Consider the following 17,959-nt stretch of genomic DNA (forward strand, 5'->3'; position numbering starts at 1 on the left):
AAACAGTGCGGGGCACAAGCCAGGGTGTCTTTTGAAACGCTCGCGCTGCCACGGGTCTTTTCAAATCGCTACTCAACTTGGTTGTTGCGAGTTTCGTGCCAAAATTCTTTTCAGAGCTGTCCACCCGTAAAACGCCTATTTTTACTGCGATGAAGTGACGGCGCGGGCAGCAATCAATCATTCCTGCCGTCCATTCAGACGGCGACCAAAGAAATATATTCCTAGGGATGTGTAAGATTTACAAAGTCAGCAATGATTTTTAAATGATTCACACCGCTAGCTTGGTTGGCGTGTTGCCCGCGCTCGACATTAGCGCGAGGGGTTGATGAATGTCAGCGCAACGACGGCAGCGAACCCATTAGGTTCTAGGCAATCGAAAATTGGCGCGCTAAAGCAGCTATACTGCGCGCTTTTACCCCACCCGAGGTCGCTTCATGTCACTGCCCACACTGCAATTAAAGTCCCAAGCGGATCGTCGCCTGCGCAAGGGCCATCTGTGGATTTACAGCAACGAAGTGGATGTGGCCGCCACGCCCCTTAAACCGTTTCAGCCGGGTCAACAGGTGGAGGTGATAGCTGCCAACGGCAAGAGCTTGGGCATCGCCGCGCTCAACCCCAATAACCTAATCTGTGCCCGACTGGTGAGCCGCGATAACCGCTACCCACTCGACAAATCACTGCTGGTACACCGGCTCAAGCAGGCGCTGAGTCTGCGCGAAGGATTTTTCCCCGCGCCCTACTATCGCCTGGTTTATGGCGATAGCGATTTGTTGCCGGGTTTGGTGGTGGATCGCTTTGGCGACGTGTTGGTGGTGCAAATCGCCAGTGCGGGCATGGAAGCGGTGCGCGATGACATAATCGCGGCGCTCGTGCAGGTGGTAAAGCCCACCGGGATTTTGTTGGCCAATGAACACTCTGCACGGGAATTGGAGCAGCTGTCGCTCTACACCGAAGTGGCTTATGGCGAAGTTCCGGAACAGGTGGAGTTGATTGAAAATGACACCCGGTTTTTGGCGCCAGTGCGCACGGGTCAAAAGACCGGTTGGTTTTATGACCATCGCTTGAATCGCGCACGCCTGCAGCAGTTTGCCGAGGGCAAGCGAGTGCTCGACGTTTTTTCATACATTGGCGGCTGGGGCTTGGCGGCGGCTCAGGCTGGCGCCGCGCAGGTTGTATGCGTGGATGCATCGGAATCTGCGCTCGAAGGGGTGCGTGCCAACGCCCAGCTCAATGGCTTTGCAGATCGCGTAGAAACGGCACACGGCAAGGCCATCGCCGTAATGAAGGCCATGATTGAGCAAGGCGAGGTGTTTGACATTGTGGTGTTGGATCCGCCGGCATTTATCAAAAAGCGCAAAGACCATAAGTCGGGACTGGCCGCCTATCGCCACATCAACGAACTGGGTATGCGTTTGCTGGCGCGGGATGGCCTGCTGGTGTCTGGCTCTTGCTCAATGCATTTGGCCACGGAGGAGTTGGAATCGTGTATTCAGGGCGCGGCGCGGCACCTCGATCGGCAGGCGCAGCTCATCGTGCGCGGCAGTCAGGGGCCCGACCACCCAGTGCACAGCGCTATCCCAGAGACCGAGTACCTGAAGGCCCTGTTCTACCGCATTTACCTGCCTTGAGTAATCCGAGCTAAGGCGCTGGTAACGATGCTGCACCACACGGCCATTGGCAGCCAATGAGAACTAAGGCGCTGCTTGCATTCGGAATTTAAGGTGCGTCGGCCACGGGTTTGAGGGGTTCGGCCAGTTGTTGCAAGGCGGCGATGGCGGCCACCCACTGGGTTTCCGTTGCCTCGCCCTGCTCCGGTAATTTACTCAATACGCGCTGTGCGGCCTGCCATTGATTGCGCCAACTGCCACTGGCACCCTTGGTCCAATGGTTCAACAGGGCATCTGCGGCGGCAGCATTCCCGGCTAACAGGTGCAAGCTCGCAAGTTGGGCGGCAAGTGGATTGCGGCCGCGGCCACTGTAGGCATTGTGCGCTTGGAAATCGCTATCCAAATCCGCTGCAACATTTAGTTGCGGTTGCATTTGCTGCTCAATCAACAATTGCTCAAGCAAATATAGGCTGGCAATGCGCAGTATTTCCGAGCGCTGTTGCGGGTTTAGCTGCAAGTAGGTCTGTTGCAGGTTGCCCCCGGCTTGCCACGCTTGACGCAACTTCTCTAGGTCATCGATGGCCAGTTCCACCATTAAGCCGAGCAGCGCACGGCGCCGATTGTTGGGCATGTCGGCGGTCTTGGGCGCATCTTCGCCTTTCGCATCGGGTTTTTGGCGGGCGAAATCGCTGGCGGGTCGCTCACCCGTGTCACCCCAAAGTAAATAGGCAATAGGGTGCAGGCCGAGGGCGCGATCTTGGGGGTCAAATTGCTGATGGGCTTCGCGCAGGGCTTTAGCGGTCACCGGAATGGCGATGTCGTTGACCAAACCGGAGTGGCTGTAGACGTCAAAGTAGTCGAGAAACCCCGGTTGAATGGGCCAGCCGTCGAGGCGATCGCGCAGGCTGTTGAGTGGCACGAACAGACCGGGATGGGCGTCGGCCATGGCAAAGTAGAGGCTGAAACCCTGCAGGCTGTCATGGGTTTGGTGCCACTGGTCGCGGGCCTTGGCGAGCTGCTCTTGATCCGGTTGCTTAAGCAGCGCCTGCACTGCCAGACGCAGGCCCAGCAGCTGCTCGTGTGATTGATTTAGCAGCGGCAGTCCGGCCTCCCAGAGCGCGCGGGTGGGATCATCCAGCTCCACTTGCTCGGTGTAGCTAGCCGTGACTTTGGGCGCAGAGCTTGCCGGTGGCGCGGCCTTCTCCTGACAGGCCACGACGGCTAAGCTGGCGCAAATTAAAGCGAGAATGTGGGTGCGCATGGTTCGTTCCTGAACGGTTATCGCAAGCTGATAATGGGCCAGCCCCTGGCTTCGGCTGCGGCGTTAAGCTGCGGGCATGGATCTACCGCTACCGGGTGATCTACCTCGGTTAGCAAGGGTAGGTCATTTATGGAGTCGCTGTAAAAGTAGCAGGTCTCACCTTGGCGCTTGGTTTCGGTCATAAAACTGCGCCAGCGGGTCACTTTACCCGCTTGGTAACAGGGTGGATCTATAATTTCGCCGGTGTATTGGCCGGCGACTATTTCGGGTTCTGTGGCGATCAATTGGTCCACTTGCAGCGCTTCAGCAATGGGTGCCGTTATAAAGCGGTTGGTAGCGGTTATGATGAGCAAGAAATCGCCTGCTGCACGGTGGTGTTCAAGCAGCGCTTGGGCTTTGGGCAAGTGCAGTGGCGCAATCTTGTGGGTCATAAAATCGGCCAACAAGGCCTGCTGTTGCTCGGCGCTAAACTGGGCCACCTGTTGCAATACAAAGCGTTGGTAGGCGTGGATGTCTAGCTCGCCGCGCTTGTAGTCTTCATAAAACTGGTCATTGGCGCGGCGATAGTGGTCCGCGTCTACCAGTTGGCGCTCCACCAAAAACTCACCCCAGCTGTGATCTGAGTCGCCGGCGATGAGGGTGTTATCCAAGTCAAATATTGCTACGGCCACGGCGCAATCCAGGGTTGTGTCAGCGGGGGTGGGCAAGGATAGCGATTTGGCTGCGGGCATACAACGGATTGTCCGCAGGTCCCGTTAAATTGCTGAATACACAACAGTTATGGAACAATAGCCGGCAGCATGAATAAAAGGATCGCACCGTGATAGACAGTGATGGTTTTAGGCCCAACGTGGGGATCATCGTGGCGAATGATCACGGGCAGGTATTGTGGGCGCGCCGCATTGGCGGGCAGGATGCATGGCAATTTCCTCAGGGTGGCATCAACCCCAATGAAACCGCGGAGCAAGCGCTCTATCGAGAGCTCTATGAAGAGGTGGGGCTGGCGCCGGAAGATGTCGAAATTGTCGGAAGTACGCGCGGTTGGCTACGCTATCTGTTACCTAAGAAGTTGCTGCGGCGCGGTTCCACCCCTTTGTGTATTGGCCAGAAGCAGCGCTGGTTTTTACTTCGCCTAACGGCAGACGAATCCAAGATAGATCTGCACACGCAGAAAAAGGACGAGTTTGATCACTGGCGCTGGGTGAGCTACTGGTATCCCTTGGGTAAGGTGGTGTCCTTTAAGCGCGATGTGTATCGCAAGGCATTGCGCGAGTTATCGCCACTGTTGTGCCGCCTGCAGCGCGAGCATAAGCCCGATGCCGACACGGCCGGCGGCGAGCACCTCAGCAACCGTCAATTGACTACATAGGAGCGTAAACTTTGGCCGCGAGCATGCTCAATTCGCTGCGCAATATCGTGCAGGAAGTCAACGCCGCTCGCGATCTCCAGTCTGCGCTCAACATCATTGTGGCCCGCATTAAAGCGGCCATGCAGACGCAGGTGTGCTCCGTTTACTTGCGCAATGGTCAGCACCAATACGTGTTGATGGCCACCGATGGTCTGAACCCGAAAGCCGTGGGCAAAGTGAGCCTAAAGGTGCAGGAGGGTTTGGTGGGGCGCGTGGTCAGCCGCGAAGAACCGCTCAACCTAGAGCACGCTGAAACCCATCCGAGTTATCAATACTTCCCGGAAACCGGCGAGGAGCGGTTTAGCTCATTCCTCGGTGTTCCCATTATTCACCACCGCGAAGTGCTGGGTGTGTTGGTTGTCCAGCAGGTGGAGCGCCGGCGCTTCGATGAGGGCGATGAAGCATTTTTAGTGACCCTGTCGGCCCAGTTGGCGGGTGTGATCGCGCACGCGGAAGCCACGGGCGTGGTGGTCGCCGTGGCCCAGGGCAAGGGCGAAGCTAAATTCGTTGGCACCTCTGGCTGTGCCGGTGTCGCCATCGGTGAAGCAGTGGTCATTTCGCCACCGGCGGATCTCAATTCTGTGCCCTACCAAGTGGTTTCCGATATCGAAGGGGAGACGGCGTTTTTCTACCGTTGCCTTGGCGCTGTGCGCGACGATATTCGGCGTATGGGCGACGAACTTAAGAGTCGACTGTCGAAGGAAGAGCAAGCGCTCTTTGATGCCTATTTGGCCATGCTCGATGACGCCTCACTGGGTGGCGAAGTCATTGAGCGGATTCATCAGGGGGTCTGTGCGCCCTACGCTTGGGCGGAAGTCATACTTGAGCACGAGCGCAATTTTTCTTCCATGAACGACGCCTACCTGCGCGACCGGGCGGCCGATGTGCGCGACCTCGGGCGCAGGGTGTTGAGCTACCTGCAAGAATCGGCACAGATGTGCCGAGTCTACCCCGACGACACCATCCTAGTGGGTGAGGAGCTGACGGCCTCCATGTTGGGCGAAGTGCCAGCCGAGAAGTTGGTGGGCTTGGTTTCAGTGGAGGGCTCGCGCAATTCACACGTGGCGATTTTGGCCCGCGCTATGGATATACCCACGGTCATGGGCGCCATCGATTTGCCCTATACCAAGCTCGATCAGCGCAAGTTGATCGTGGATGGCTATAACGGCATTGTCTTCGCCGATCCGTCCAAACCGCTCAAGGCACAGTACAAGGCCATCTTCAAGGAAGAGCAGGCCCTGCAGAAGGATTTGGAAACCCTCAAGGACAAACCTTGCGAGACCACCGACGGGCATCGATTGAGCTTGTGGGTCAATACCGGTTTGATGGCCGATGTTATGCGCTCGCTGGAGCGCGGTGCAGAGGGTGTCGGTCTCTATCGCACCGAAGTCCCGTTTTTACTGCGCGATCGGTTTCCGGGAGAGGCCGAACAAACCAAAATCTATCGCGAGCAATTGGCCGCGTTCGCACCAAAATCGGTGACCATGCGCACCTTGGACGTGGGCGGCGATAAAGCCCTGCCCTATTTCCCCATCAACGAGGCCAACCCGTTTTTAGGTTGGCGCGGCTTGCGCGTTACCTTGGATCACCCAGAGATTTTTTTGGTGCAGGTGCGCGCCATGCTGAAGGCCAGTGAAGGCTTGGACAACCTGCGCATAATGTTGCCGATGGTCACCAATATTCCGGAATTAGAGGCGGCTAATGCCCTGATATTGCGCGCCTTCAATGAGGTGATGGAAGAGGGGCACCGCGTGGTATTCCCGCCCGTGGGCGTGATGGTCGAGGTGCCTGCACTGGTCTATCAAGCCCGCGAATTTGCCGCCCGCGCAGACTTTCTATCGGTGGGCTCCAATGACTTGACCCAGTACCTTTTGGCGGTAGATCGCAACAACGCGCGGGTGGCCGACCTCTATCAAAGTCTGCACCCCGCGGTATTGCGGGCGTTGATATTGATTGTCGAGGGCGCCCACGCCGAGCAGGTGGATGTCAGTATCTGTGGCGAAATGGCGGGTGATCCAGGCGCTGCGGTACTGCTGATGGCCATGGGCTTTGATGTGTTGTCTATGAGCGCCACCAGCCTGCCCAAAGTAAAATCCGTGCTGCGGGCGATTTCGAAGGTGCAGGCTGAAGCGCTGCTCGACGAGGTGTTAAAACTCAATACCGCAGAGGACATTGAGGCGGCGCTCAATGATCGCTTGCAAACTATGGGTATCAAGCGCCTGTACCGCCCCAATGTGTAACCCCTCAAACGCCGTTAGCGAGGCGTCAGTGCGATTGAAAATGACCGCTCTTCTTGCATCTCTCCCTCGCGGTTAAAACTGCGCTCTAGCAGGGCTACGCCGCCCTGCGCGTCGGCCAGCAAGAGTGTACTTGCGCGCGTGCCGTAGTCAGGCGATACGATGAATCGACTCGATAGCAAGGCTTCTGTGGTGGCATCCACACCGGTGTTGGGAAGGTCTTCATCGGGTGCCCGACGCCGATCCGCCAGCAACGACCACAACCCTGCGACCAGTGCATCCTCGTGGGTTGATTGCTTGAGCAGTTGCGCCAGCGCCGTTTTTCCCTGCGCCACCTTGGGCCAGGATGTGTCGAGGCTGGCATTGCTCAGGCCAAAAAGGCCCTTATCTAGCGCGATCTGTCGAGGTGTGGCTCGATTGGTGCTGCGATTGCTGCTATTGCTGCGATTGGTGCAATAGTGTAATTGCCAGCCATTGGCCGTGTATTCGCCGGCGATCAAATTAAATCCGCTGTAGCTTGCATGATCTACGCCCCGGCAATAGCTTGCGGGTGTTAATGGTTGCGCTAAAAACTGGCTCACCAACTCACCGCGGCTGCGAGTGCCCAGTGGCTGCAGCGGGTTGCGCACATTGGTCAGCGCCGCAAACTTTCCAGAGCGGTGGAGCAGCATCCAGCTGCCGCCCGCCTCTAGGTCCCTGCCGCCCAACCAATCCGGTTGCTCTGGCCAAAAAGCCGCCGCGCGAGTGGGGCGCTGGTGAAACTCATCGCGATTAGCGGCAACTATTAAAGGCCATTGGGGGTGCATCTGGTGGGCGATAAATAACAAGCACATAGTTCGCGCCTAATCGTTGAGATGGGGTTTCGGGCCAGTGATTAAGGCAGCATAATGCCCGCCTCATGTGCGTTACAACCAAATGGACCCCCCATGAATTACCCTGAACTCGATCCCGTCGCCTTTTCTGTTGGCCCAGTAGAGCTCTTCGGATACAGCCTAGGGCCGCTCAGCGTGCACTGGTACGGTTTGATGTACCTAGCCGCGTTTCTGTGCGCGGGCTTTTTAGCCAGCCGCCGCGCGCGCCAACCTCACAGTCCGTTGAAACCTGCGCAGGTAGAAGATCTCATCATGTACGGCGCCTTTGGCGTTATTTTGGGCGGGCGCTTTGGCTATGTATTGTTTTACAACTTTGATCGCTTTCTCGAAGATCCGGTTTGGTTGATTCGCTTGTGGGAGGGCGGGATGTCCTTTCACGGCGGCTTGCTGGGAGTGTTGGTGGCCCTGTGGATTTATGGCCGTCGAATTAATCGCGGCTTTTTTGAAATTACTGACTTCGTGGCTCCCATCGTGCCGTTGGGGCTTGGTTTTGGTCGACTCGGCAATTTCATTGGCCAAGAGCTGTGGGGGCGTGCGTCAGATGTGCCTTGGGCCATGGTCTTTCCCCGCGATCCGCTCGGTTTGGCGCGGCACCCTTCGCAACTGTATCAAGCTGCGCTTGAGGGATTGTTGTTGTTCATTATTTTGTTTTGGTTTTCTGCCAAGCCCAGACCGCGCATGGCGGTGAGTGGATTGTTTTTACTCGGCTATGGCTGTTTTCGCTTTTTAGTGGAGTTTGTGCGCGAGCCGGACAACCACATCAATTTTGATTTATTTGGATGGGTGACGCGCGGTCAAGTGCTGTCAATGCCCATGATTTTATTGGGCCTGTTCTTTATTTGGTTGGCCTACCGCAACGCCAAAAAGGAGACCGTGGCATGAAACAATATCTCGATTTAATGCGCCATGTGCGCGATCACGGCGTGCAAAAAGGCGATCGCACCGGCACCGGTACTAAGAGTGTATTTGGCTACCAAATGCGTTTTAACCTAGCCGATGGCTTTCCGTTGGTGACCACTAAAAAATGCCATTTGAAATCCATCATTCACGAGTTGCTGTGGTTCTTGAAGGGTGAGACGAATATCGGATACCTCAAGGAGCACGGCGTTAAAATTTGGGATGAGTGGGCCACTGAAGACGGTGAGTTGGGACCCGTTTATGGGCGCCAATGGCGCTCCTGGGAGGGGCCAGCGGGCGAGGTGGTCGATCAGATCAGCGAGCTTGTGCACATGATCAAAACTAAGCCCAACTCGCGTCGGCTGTTAATTTCAGCGTGGAACCCAACGGTGCTGCCGGACGAGTCCATTTCGCCGCAAGAAAATGTGGCGCAGGGCCGCATGGCGCTGGCGCCCTGCCACACCTTATTTCAGTTTTACGTGGCTGAGGGCAAGTTGTCGTGCCAGCTGTACCAACGCAGCGCGGATATATTTTTGGGCGTGCCCTTTAACATCGCGTCCTACGCGTTGCTGACCCTGATGCTCGCGCAGGTGTGCGACCTAGAGCCCGGCGACTTCGTGCACACCTTTGGCGATGCACACCTCTACAGCAATCATGCCGAACAGGTCGAGCTGCAATTGTCGCGCAGCCCAAAGCCGTTGCCGACCATGAAATTAAATCCGGCGGTAAAAGATATTTTTAGTTTTAGTTTTGCAGACTTTGAATTGTCGGGTTACGACCCAGATCCCCACATTCCAGCGCCTGTGGCCATCTAAGGAGTGGCCATGACTGAGATCGCATTGATTGTCGCCAAAGCAGAAAATGACACCATCGGGCGCGATAACCAGCTGCCGTGGCACCTGCCTGACGACTTGGCTTACTTCAAGCGCGTAACCATGGGCAAGCCAATTATCATGGGGCGCAAAACCTTCGAGTCGATTGGTCGACCGCTGCCGGGGCGCCCCAATATCGTCATTACGCGGCAGCCAGATTGGCTCGCTGAGGGTGTTACGGTCTGTAACTCGGTTGAGCAGGCCATCGCGCTCGGGTGCAACATGGCTGAACAGGCCGGCGTCGACGAAGCGATGGTTATCGGCGGTAGCGAGATTTATCGGCAAGCCCTACCCTTGGCGTCCCGTCTATACTTGACGCAGGTGCATGCGGAGGTGCCGGGCGACGCTCACTTTCCTGCCATCGAACCAAGCCAGTGGCAGCAAATAAGCGAAGACCGGCGGGTCGCAGGTGGTTCCAATCCGCACGACTATTCGTTTATAGTGCTGCGTCGAACGTGATTCATGTCGCAGTTAGCGCATGTTTCACGGCGAATCACCAAGCAGTTGTATATTTTTTGGGCTGGTGTTACCGCTATTGGATGTACATTCCGAGAGTTGTTACCCATCTGTTACCGAGATGTTACCTAAAGGCACAAACTGGTTTTGGGATTTCGTCTAGTCGTTGAATCTTGGCGAAGGGGGTCTTTACAATGCCCCCCTTAACTGTCGCCAGAGCAACGCGTATATCCGTGTGTGTGGCAGTTGAACTGACGCATACAAGTTGATTGCAAAAGCACCCGAGTTGGGGGAACTATGAAGAAGCAACGATTGAAAGCCGTGGCCTTGTCCACAGTGCTTTCTGCAGGCGCACTGATTGGCAGTGTGGCCCAGGCAGACCAAACCCTGAATGCGATTCTGCAGACAGGCCAAGCTAAAACTACGGCGGCTATGCAGTCTCAGAAGCGTATCGACAAGATCGCTGAAGAAACTAACGCGCTGCTGCAGGAATTCAAAACTGTTAACAAGCAGATTGAAGGCTTGCGCGTATACAACGCTCAGCAGGAAAAGCAAATTGCTAACCAGCTGGTGGTGTTGAATGATCTGGAAGAATCCATCAATCAAGTGACTGTGATGGAGCGTCAAATCCAGCCGCTGATCCTGCGCATGCTGGATGGTTTGGAGCAGTTCATTAACTTGGACGTGCCTTTCCACTTGGACGAGCGCATGGAGCGAGTTGAGCAGTTGCGCAACAACCAAGAGCGTGCCGACATTACCGTCGCTGAAAAATTCCGCCAGGTGCTGGAAGCGTACAAAATCGAATCTGAGTACGGTCGCAAGATCGATACTTACAAAGATACGCTGAACATCGGTGGTGTTGACCGCGAAGTTAACATCCTCCGCGTAGGCCGTGTTGCCTTGATGTACCAGACTACCGACACCAAGTTGTCCGGTGCCTGGGATGCCCGTCAAAAGGCATGGGTAGAGCTGGATTCCGGCGAATACCGTTCATCAATCCTGCAAGGTATCAAGATCGCTAAGAAACAAGCGACCAACGATATCATGGGCTTACCGATTCTGGCTCCGGAGGCTAAATAATGAAGATGTTTGCTAAGCGTTGCCTGATCGTTGCAGTCGTAGGCCTGTTCGGCGCCAGCACTGCGTTCGCTCAGGACGACAAAGCCGCCACACTGGACCAACTATTAAAGATGGTTCAAAACTCTAAAATTTCCGAGACCAAGGAACATCAGCAGCGTGAAGCTGAGTTCCGACGCGACAAGGCCAATCAGCAGTCACTGTTGAATAAAGCCAAGGCCACCAAATTGGCCGAAGAAAAGCGTTCTGAGGAGCTGGAAGCCAAGTACAAGGCTCAGGAAATTCAAGTAGCCGCTAAGCGCAAGCAGTTGCAAGAGCGTTTGGGTTCCTTGAAGGAGCTGTTTGGTCACTTGACGTCTACCGCAGGTGATCTGCGCTCCAACGTAAACAACTCTGTTGTTTCCGCTGAGTTGGGCGATCGCACTGAATTCCTCGATGCGCTCATCGACAAGATGAACTCTGCAACCAAGTTGCCTTCAATCGAAGAGATTGAGCGCCTGTGGTACGAAATGCAGCGTGAAACCATCGAAGGTGGCAATGTCACTAGCTTCCAGGCGAGTGTTATCAAGCCTAACGGTGACAAGCTGAACCAAACTGTCGTGCGTATTGGTAACTACAACCTGATCTCTGAAGGTAAGTACTTAAGCTACTCGCCCAAAGACGGCAAGATTGAAGAGCTGGTTCGTCAGCCCGATGCACACTTGAGCGGCGCTGCAGCTTTGCAAAATGCAACAGGCGGCTTCACTAAGACCGGCATCGACCCCACGGGTCCTTCTGGTGGCTCACTCTTGTCTGCACTGATCAACACGCCTTCACTGGAAGAGCGTTGGCATCAAGGTGGCACTGTAGGCTACATCATCTCTGCAGTCGGTGTGTTCGCGGCCCTACTGGCGCTGTGGCGCTTCATTGTCCTGATGGGCATTTCCGGCAAGGTTAACGCTCAGCTGAAAGCTCAGAAAGCCAACACCAACAACCCACTGGGTCGCGTGTTGAAAGTGGCTGAAGACAACCCAGGTCTGGACGGTGAAACGCTGGAGCTGAAACTGGAAGAAGCGGTACTGAAAGAGCGTCCCGCTATCGAATCCGGCTTACAGCTGCTGAAGATCATCTCCATGGTCGCACCGCTACTGGGTCTACTGGGTACCGTTACCGGTATGATCGTGACCTTCCAGGCCATCACCATCTTTGGTGCGGGCGATCCGAAGGCCATGGCCGGCGGTATTTCTGGTGCTCTGGTAACCACGGTGCTGGGTCTGGTAGTCGCAATTCCGACAGTTTTGATGCACACCCTGGTTAACACCAAGGCCAAGCGCGTTATCCATATTCTGGATGAGCAGAGCGCTGGTATCATTGCTGAAAACGCCGAAAAGAAGTAGGAGATAAACCATGTTGGCATTGATGGACGCGCTAGCAGCCATTAACGCCTTTATGGACTCGGGCGGCCCCATCCTTAAATGGATCGCCGTCCTGACCTTTGTCATGTGGACCCTTATTTTCGAACGGGTTTGGTATTTCAAAGGCAGTCTGAAAGGCGACGTGCAATCTGCACTTGATAGCTGGGAGGCCCGCAAAGAGCGCAAATCCTGGCATGCACATCAGGTGCGGTACGCGCTGATTTCACGCATCTCTGATAAGATCAACGGCAATATGGACATGATCGCAGCAATGGTTGCACTGTGTCCTCTGCTAGGTCTGCTCGGAACCGTGACGGGGATGATCGAGGTGTTCAACATCCTGGCAGTGACCGGTGGTGGTGATGCCAAATCCATGGCGAGTGGTGTGTCTCAGGCGACCATTCCAACCATGGCAGGCATGGTGGCAGCGCTCTCGGGCGTATTTGCCAACACCTTCCTGACCCGTACAGCAGCCAATGAATCCCAGTTGCTGGCCGACCATCTCACGATGGATCATTAATCGCTCCGGCGAGGCCAGGCGAAGCGGTGGGTCCTAGACCCGCCGCCCGTTAACCAGTTACAACGAGAACCGTCATGAGTAAAAGACCAACCAAAGAAGAGGAAGCCGGTGCGATCGATTTGACGCCCATGCTCGACGTGGTGTTTATCATGTTGATCTTCTTCATCGTGACCGCATCGTTCATTAAAGAAGCCGGTATTGAAGTTAATCGCCCCGATGCTACGACTAGCATCCTGAAAAAGAATGCCAATATTTTGGTAGCGATTAACGCCAATAACGAAATCTGGATCTCCAAGCAGCAGGTGGACGTGCGCGACATCAAATCGCATATTGAGCGTTTGCATGCAGAAAACCCCAAAGGGGCGCTGGTGATTCAAGCTGACAATGATGCTCAAATCGAATTCGTCCAAAAGGTTATCGAGGCCGCGCGTGAAGTGTCTGTTCTCGATGTGTCTGTCGCTACCGAACTGAAGTAACTCGCTATGAACATCTTAAAAATTGGTGTAGCAGCGGCACTGGCAGCGGCTACCACAGCAGGATTAATCTTCCTGATGCACTTTTTGATTCAGATGAACGTCACTGAACCAAAAGATGTGGAAGACATCAAGGTCGTGGATATCCACATGCCTGACCGCGAAATCAAAACCGAGTACGACACCGAACCGGCTGTAAAGCCAGACGATCCACAAAATCCTCCGCCAGAAATGCCGGAAATGGATTTTGATACTCCCGATCTAAACCCTAACGCCATCAACATGGGCGCACCAAGATTGGCTGCGAACTTAAAAGTGGGTGGAATTGGTGGTTTTGCCAGCGATGGCGAATATCTCCCGATCGTTAAGGTGCAGCCTGTATACCCACGTCGTGCGTTACAGCGTGGTATTGAAGGTTACGTAATTGTGGAGTTTGTGGTTACCAAAAATGGCTCCGTGCGCGACCCAGTTGTTATCGAAGCTGACCCTGAAGGTGTATTTGATCGCGCGGCGATGAAAGCGGCCCTCAAATTCAAATACAAACCTCGGGTTGTTGATGGCGAACCCATCGAAGTACCCGGTGTACGTAACAAAATTTCCTTCGCGATTGCGAAGTAACTGACGGGAGTGACTATGAACGTTAAAACAGCAGTTACCCGCATCGTCAGAAATGCCCTGTTTGCTGCGCCAATATTGTTAGCGCCAGCGCTAACGGGTGTGGTGTTGCAAGACAGCGCTCTGACGAAATACGCGACCACCGGTGTTGCATTTGCGCAGGACGACAAGCCGAAAAATACGCAAAAGACGCGTAAGACCCCGGCATTGCGTGAAAACGTCTATAAGAAGCTCGCAGAAATTCAGGTGTTTGCCGATGCAGGCGACTGGAATGGCGCGCTGAAAGAACTGAACGACGTCAAAGAAGATAGTGGTAAGTGGAACGGCTATGAGCTTGCTCAGCTAAACAACTACTATGGCTTTGTGTATTACTCATTGGAGCGCTATGCAGAAGCGTTGCGCGCCTATGAGCGCGTTGTATCCAACCCCGACGATATTCCCGTTGGATTGGAAACGGCGACCTTGTACACCATGGCCCAGTTGTACTTCATCCAAGAAGACTACCCTAAAGCCATTGAGGTTTTGACGCGCTGGATGGAAGCGTCGCCCATCGTGGGTGCTGACGCCTATGTGCTGCGTGGCCAAGCCTATTATTCTTTGAACAATTTTAACAAGGCGTTGCCCGATATCAATTGGGCAGTCAACGACTACGAATCCAAGGGTAAGGTACCCAAGGAAAACTGGTTCGCCTTGCAGCGTGCAATTTATTACGAGAAGGGCGACAACAAAAAAGTTGTTCAAATTCTTGAGAAGCTGGTGAAGCACTACCCGAAAGCGTCCTATTGGCGTCAGCTTGGCGGTATGTACGGCGCAGTAAATCGCGAGAGAGACCAGCTGCACGCACTGGAGGCTGCCTACCTTATGGGTGCGGTCACCAATGACAAAGAGTTACTCAACATTGCCTATTTGTTCTTGGGTGAAGAGGTGCCATACAAGGCCGCCAAAATCATCGACAAGGGCATAAAAGACAAGCGCATTGAGCCAACTTCAAAGAACCTTGAGACCCTCGCTGCTGCTTTGCGTATGGCTCAGGAAGTTAAAGAATCATTGCCAGTTATGGAGCGCGCCGCTGCTAAGTCAGATACCGGTGATCTGTATGCACGATTGGCCGGCATTTATCTGGACAATGATATGTTCGATAAAGCCATTGATTCCGGCGAGGTTGCGCTAAAGCGCAAAGGCATTAAGCGCGAAGATCAACTGCAAATTGTTTTGGGCATGTCCCACGTCAATAAAAAGCAGTATGACTCAGCTATTAAGGCCTTCAAAAAAGCCGCTGAAGACAAGCGCTCCGCTAAGTTTGCGCGACAGTGGATTCAGTATGCGGAGAGTGAGCGCGAACGCGAAAAGCAATTAGCACTCTAACTTCTCTGGATGGAAAAATAAAAAAGCCGGCTTATGCCGGCTTTTTTATGTTTTCAATATCGATCTATCGATGACCTTTAGTACTCATAAGAAGACAGTAAAAAGTGGTATTGAATTAATTCAATACCACTTTTACTAGCGATTAAAAGCTATAGGTCATCTTACCGTAGACAAAACGACCGCGCGGGCTGTGTTGTCCAGAGACATAGCCATAGAGGTCGGAGTCACCGTCACCGATGGCGAATGGTACGTCTTCATCCATGGCGTTATCGACGCCAAAGGATAAGTGCACATTTTCAATGCCGGTATAGCGGGCTTGTAAATTGAGCGTGACGAACGCATCTACCGTGCGTGAGGTATTGGTGTCGTAGTCAGCGGTGCCATCAAAATCGATATCTGGCGTATCTTCGAATTCACCGGTGTAGTTGATACTCGCCGTTAAACCAAAGTTGTCCATATCCCAGTCACCGGCGGCAACCCAGCGGTGTTGTGGATACTCGTACTCACCTGCCAGATCAGTGGTCTTAAAGCTGCTGCCGTCTGCGCTAAGTTCCACGCGCTCGAACTCAACGAGATAGGAGTAATCCATACGGAGACTGAGATCGCCGCCAGCAACATTCAAACCACCGTAGCGCGCTGCTAAATCAATGCCGGTCACACTCTGTTCACCGATGTTGATAAAGCCGCTATTAATGGACTGCAGTGCGCCTAAGCTTTCGCCCGGCAAAGCCGCTGAGCGCACACACACTGTGCTGTTTTGTGTGCCACAGAACTGGGTGTAAATGTAGCCAAAGGGTACTTCATCAATCTTGCCTTCCTGCGTGATGTTCCAGTAGTCCATAGATAACTGAAGATCATCTACGGGCTCGTAAACTACGCCGAAGTTAAACGACTCCGATTCTTCAGCTTCTAGCTCTGGGTTGCCAGCAAAGATGATCGTGTAATCAGTGCTGGTGCAGTAGGCGGGGTTAATGGCGCAACCGTAGGTATCTACGAAAAACTGTGATTCCTGCGATGGGCCAAGGCCTATTTGAGCAAGAGAGGGTGCACGGAAGCCTGTGCCCCAAGAGCCGCGAACAGACAAGGTGTCATTGATAGTCCAGCGTCCGTTTACCATTGGATTTACGGAGGAGCCGAAATCGCTGTAGTCATCGTAACGACCTGCCACTGTCACATCAAAGTTGTCTAGCACTGGCAGGGCCATTTCTACGTAAGCAGATGTAATATCGCGACTCGCCGAAGCCGACACAGACTCAGTACCAAAAATCAGGCCGCGTTGAAATTGATCATCCGGGGTATCGGAAGCCTTCTCTTCGCGGTATTCAACACCGGCAGCCATTGCCGCGGTTCCACCAGAAAGGTCAAATAATTCACCGCTAACATTGAAGTCAAATGCGGTCATATGCGATGTGCCGAGTCGCACTAGGCTCGTGGTGATGGAGTTGATGACGCTGTCAGGATTTTGCGCTGCGCCAAATGGATTGTAGCGACCCGCATCGATTTCCTGCTGCAGTAGATCGGTACGCACCCAACCCTGTGAGCGGTTACCCGTTTGCATAGATTCGCTGCGTGCACGTTGAACAGTGGTCTCCCAGGTCCAACCATTGACTTCACCGCGAAGTCCGAACACACCGCGTAAATTGTCGGTTTCGATATCCCATTCCCGTGCGCCCGCATCCACGGTACGGTAGCGACCAACATCCAACGTTGTTGCGCCAGTGTATGGGTTGTCGGGGTGCGTCACAGGCACTGTGAGTGCTGCGCTTTCATCGAGTGGCGTCGGCGCGCCACGGGCCATTGAGGTATTGTGTTGTACGGCAATTTCAGTAAAAAATTCAATGCCGTCTGTGATGTCAGTGTGGCCCATTACCGTAAGGCCGGTGCGCTCGGCGGCGGGCGTTAATACATTCCATGGGCCGTAATCGTAAACACAGGTCTGACCAGCTGCATTTTCTGGTGGGCAGGCAGGGTCAATTGTCGTAGTGCCATCTACAATGAAGCGGCCTGGATAACCCCTCGAAGAACGGAAGTCCATGCCGCCGTTTGCTGATTGGTTTGCGGTGCCTAAGCGCCCCCGATCTTTATTCATCAAAGATGAGTTACTGAAGTGATCAAAAATCAGTGTCAAGTTCGAGTCGTTGGCGCCGTTTACGCCCCAGATGGCAGAGAAAGTACGTTCGTCATTGTGTGTATCTGTGGTGTCACCGTAACCGACAGATACTTCTGCACCTTCGAAATCATTGCGCAATACGATGTTGACTACACCGGCTACTGCATCAGAACCGTAAATGGCTGACGCCCCATCTTTCAACACTTCGACGCGCTCAATGGCGCCAACGGGAATGGCGTTGATATCAACAAAGTTGGTAGTGATGCCTTCAGCGAATGCACTGATGGCTACGCGACGACCGTTGACTAATACCAATGTCGCGTCTGCACCCATGCCGCGCAGACTTACGGCTGCTGCGCCGTTGGCTGTAGAGTCTTGGTTGTTACCACGCGTTGAAAAGGTGCCGTTGCCGGCGGCGGGAGACTTTTCAAAAAGTTGTTGGAGATTGTTGTAGCCAGACTTTTCAATCGTGTCTCTGTCAAAAACCTCAACCGGAGTAGGGCTATTAAAGTCTGCGCCGCGCGCGATGCGCGAACCTACCACGGTAACTTCTTCAATCGATTTTTCATCTTGCGCGACTGCGCCAAACGGTGTGATCGCCAGTGCGGCCAAAACAGCTGTGCACAGCGTTTTACGAGGGAATAGCGAGTGATGTTCCATGAGGATTACCCTTTCCACAAATTAGTATTATGTTGCGGTCCGTAAATGGGCCGCGCCTAAAACTAACAGGGTATGAGGGTTGTGACAATGTATTGCGGTGGACTGCAAAAAAATGCGATTGATGGGTCAAGTTTA

Annotated in this window: 16 protein-coding genes; 12 read left to right on the forward strand and 4 right to left on the reverse strand. The window is 54.0% G+C overall.

The window, feature by feature from the left end; all coding sequences use genetic code 11:
- Positions 1-434 precede the first annotated feature (434 nt).
- Positions 435-1,628, forward strand: coding sequence for a class I SAM-dependent rRNA methyltransferase (locus FHS30_RS15740; RefSeq protein ID WP_183911460.1), 1,194 nt, complete (start codon positions 435-437; stop codon positions 1,626-1,628).
- A gap of 88 nt (positions 1,629-1,716) precedes the next feature.
- Here FHS30_RS15740 and FHS30_RS15745 read toward each other — a convergent pair whose 3' ends face one another.
- Positions 1,717-2,868: an imelysin family protein gene (locus FHS30_RS15745; protein ID WP_183911461.1), complete on the reverse strand. Its 1,152-nt coding sequence runs from the start codon at positions 2,866-2,868 to the stop codon at positions 1,717-1,719.
- A 17-nt stretch (positions 2,869-2,885) separates the two neighbouring features.
- Positions 2,886-3,599 carry a histidinol-phosphatase gene (locus tag FHS30_RS15750; protein ID WP_221197332.1) on the reverse strand — a complete coding sequence of 238 codons (714 nt, stop codon included), beginning with the start codon at positions 3,597-3,599 and terminating at the stop codon, positions 2,886-2,888.
- Between the two features lie 89 nt (positions 3,600-3,688).
- On the opposite strand from FHS30_RS15750, the gene rppH reads away from it, so the two are divergent.
- A complete protein-coding gene (gene rppH / locus FHS30_RS15755) occupies positions 3,689-4,237 on the forward strand; it encodes an RNA pyrophosphohydrolase (RefSeq protein ID WP_183911462.1) in 549 nt (182 codons plus the stop codon).
- Positions 4,238-4,260: 23 nt separating this feature from the next.
- Positions 4,261-6,516 carry a phosphoenolpyruvate--protein phosphotransferase gene (gene ptsP / locus FHS30_RS15760; RefSeq protein ID WP_183911463.1) on the forward strand — a complete coding sequence of 752 codons (2,256 nt, stop codon included), beginning with the start codon at positions 4,261-4,263 and terminating at the stop codon, positions 6,514-6,516.
- A gap of 14 nt (positions 6,517-6,530) precedes the next feature.
- On the opposite strand, the gene FHS30_RS15765 is transcribed toward ptsP, so the two are convergent.
- Positions 6,531-7,346, reverse strand: coding sequence for an NRDE family protein (locus FHS30_RS15765; RefSeq protein WP_183911464.1), 816 nt, complete (start codon positions 7,344-7,346; stop codon positions 6,531-6,533).
- 93 nt (positions 7,347-7,439) lie between these two features.
- On the opposite strand from FHS30_RS15765, the gene lgt reads away from it, so the two are divergent.
- The 9 genes from lgt to FHS30_RS15810 all read left to right on the forward strand — a co-directional run bounded on the left by lgt (position 7,440) and on the right by FHS30_RS15810 (position 15,054).
- Positions 7,440-8,267: a prolipoprotein diacylglyceryl transferase gene (lgt, locus tag FHS30_RS15770; protein ID WP_183911465.1), complete on the forward strand. Its 828-nt coding sequence runs from the start codon at positions 7,440-7,442 to the stop codon at positions 8,265-8,267.
- The gene (locus tag FHS30_RS15775) at positions 8,264-9,097 is read left to right on the forward strand and encodes a thymidylate synthase (protein WP_183911466.1); all 834 of its coding nucleotides are present in this window, start codon (positions 8,264-8,266) and stop codon (positions 9,095-9,097) included. Before lgt ends, FHS30_RS15775 begins: the two co-directional genes overlap by 4 nt.
- 9 nt (positions 9,098-9,106) lie before the next feature.
- Positions 9,107-9,613, forward strand: coding sequence for a type 3 dihydrofolate reductase (gene folA, locus FHS30_RS15780; protein ID WP_183911467.1), 507 nt, complete (start codon positions 9,107-9,109; stop codon positions 9,611-9,613).
- Between the two features lie 294 nt (positions 9,614-9,907).
- Complete coding sequence (locus FHS30_RS15785) at positions 9,908-10,690, forward strand: DUF3450 domain-containing protein (RefSeq protein WP_183911468.1); 783 nt, start codon at positions 9,908-9,910, stop codon at positions 10,688-10,690.
- Positions 10,690-12,063 carry a MotA/TolQ/ExbB proton channel family protein gene (locus FHS30_RS15790; protein WP_183911469.1) on the forward strand — a complete coding sequence of 458 codons (1,374 nt, stop codon included), beginning with the start codon at positions 10,690-10,692 and terminating at the stop codon, positions 12,061-12,063. The genes FHS30_RS15785 and FHS30_RS15790 overlap by 1 nt, the downstream gene beginning before the upstream one ends.
- 10 nt (positions 12,064-12,073) lie before the next feature.
- Complete coding sequence (locus FHS30_RS15795; protein ID WP_183911470.1) at positions 12,074-12,601, forward strand: MotA/TolQ/ExbB proton channel family protein; 528 nt, start codon at positions 12,074-12,076, stop codon at positions 12,599-12,601.
- A gap of 74 nt (positions 12,602-12,675) precedes the next feature.
- Positions 12,676-13,077, forward strand: coding sequence for an ExbD/TolR family protein (locus tag FHS30_RS15800; RefSeq protein WP_183911471.1), 402 nt, complete (start codon positions 12,676-12,678; stop codon positions 13,075-13,077).
- 6 nt (positions 13,078-13,083) lie between these two features.
- Positions 13,084-13,692, forward strand: a complete 609-nt coding sequence (locus FHS30_RS15805; protein WP_183911472.1) for an energy transducer TonB — start codon at positions 13,084-13,086, stop codon at positions 13,690-13,692.
- 15 nt (positions 13,693-13,707) lie between these two features.
- Positions 13,708-15,054, forward strand: coding sequence for a tetratricopeptide repeat protein (locus tag FHS30_RS15810; protein WP_183911473.1), 1,347 nt, complete (start codon positions 13,708-13,710; stop codon positions 15,052-15,054).
- A gap of 142 nt (positions 15,055-15,196) precedes the next feature.
- On the opposite strand, the gene FHS30_RS15815 is transcribed toward FHS30_RS15810, so the two are convergent.
- Positions 15,197-17,824: a TonB-dependent receptor gene (locus FHS30_RS15815; protein WP_183911474.1), complete on the reverse strand. Its 2,628-nt coding sequence runs from the start codon at positions 17,822-17,824 to the stop codon at positions 15,197-15,199.
- Positions 17,825-17,959 lie beyond the last annotated feature (135 nt).

This window comes from Simiduia aestuariiviva (assembly GCF_014192475.1).
GTDB lineage: Bacteria > Pseudomonadota > Gammaproteobacteria > Pseudomonadales > Cellvibrionaceae > Simiduia > Simiduia aestuariiviva.

Coding starts and splice junctions, on each gene's coding strand:
- FHS30_RS15740 (WP_183911460.1), top strand. CDS start 435: ATGTCACTGCCCACACTGCAATTAAAGTCCCAAGCGGATCGTCGCCTG.
- FHS30_RS15745 (WP_183911461.1), bottom strand. CDS start 2,868: ATGCGCACCCACATTCTCGCTTTAATTTGCGCCAGCTTAGCCGTCGTG.
- FHS30_RS15750 (WP_221197332.1), bottom strand. CDS start 3,599: ATGCCCGCAGCCAAATCGCTATCCTTGCCCACCCCCGCTGACACAACC.
- ptsP (WP_183911463.1), top strand. CDS start 4,261: ATGCTCAATTCGCTGCGCAATATCGTGCAGGAAGTCAACGCCGCTCGC.
- FHS30_RS15765 (WP_183911464.1), bottom strand. CDS start 7,346: ATGTGCTTGTTATTTATCGCCCACCAGATGCACCCCCAATGGCCTTTA.
- lgt (WP_183911465.1), top strand. CDS start 7,440: ATGAATTACCCTGAACTCGATCCCGTCGCCTTTTCTGTTGGCCCAGTA.
- FHS30_RS15775 (WP_183911466.1), top strand. CDS start 8,264: ATGAAACAATATCTCGATTTAATGCGCCATGTGCGCGATCACGGCGTG.
- folA (WP_183911467.1), top strand. CDS start 9,107: ATGACTGAGATCGCATTGATTGTCGCCAAAGCAGAAAATGACACCATC.
- FHS30_RS15785 (WP_183911468.1), top strand. CDS start 9,908: ATGAAGAAGCAACGATTGAAAGCCGTGGCCTTGTCCACAGTGCTTTCT.
- FHS30_RS15790 (WP_183911469.1), top strand. CDS start 10,690: ATGAAGATGTTTGCTAAGCGTTGCCTGATCGTTGCAGTCGTAGGCCTG.
- FHS30_RS15795 (WP_183911470.1), top strand. CDS start 12,074: ATGTTGGCATTGATGGACGCGCTAGCAGCCATTAACGCCTTTATGGAC.
- FHS30_RS15800 (WP_183911471.1), top strand. CDS start 12,676: ATGAGTAAAAGACCAACCAAAGAAGAGGAAGCCGGTGCGATCGATTTG.
- FHS30_RS15805 (WP_183911472.1), top strand. CDS start 13,084: ATGAACATCTTAAAAATTGGTGTAGCAGCGGCACTGGCAGCGGCTACC.
- FHS30_RS15810 (WP_183911473.1), top strand. CDS start 13,708: ATGAACGTTAAAACAGCAGTTACCCGCATCGTCAGAAATGCCCTGTTT.
- FHS30_RS15815 (WP_183911474.1), bottom strand. CDS start 17,824: ATGGAACATCACTCGCTATTCCCTCGTAAAACGCTGTGCACAGCTGTT.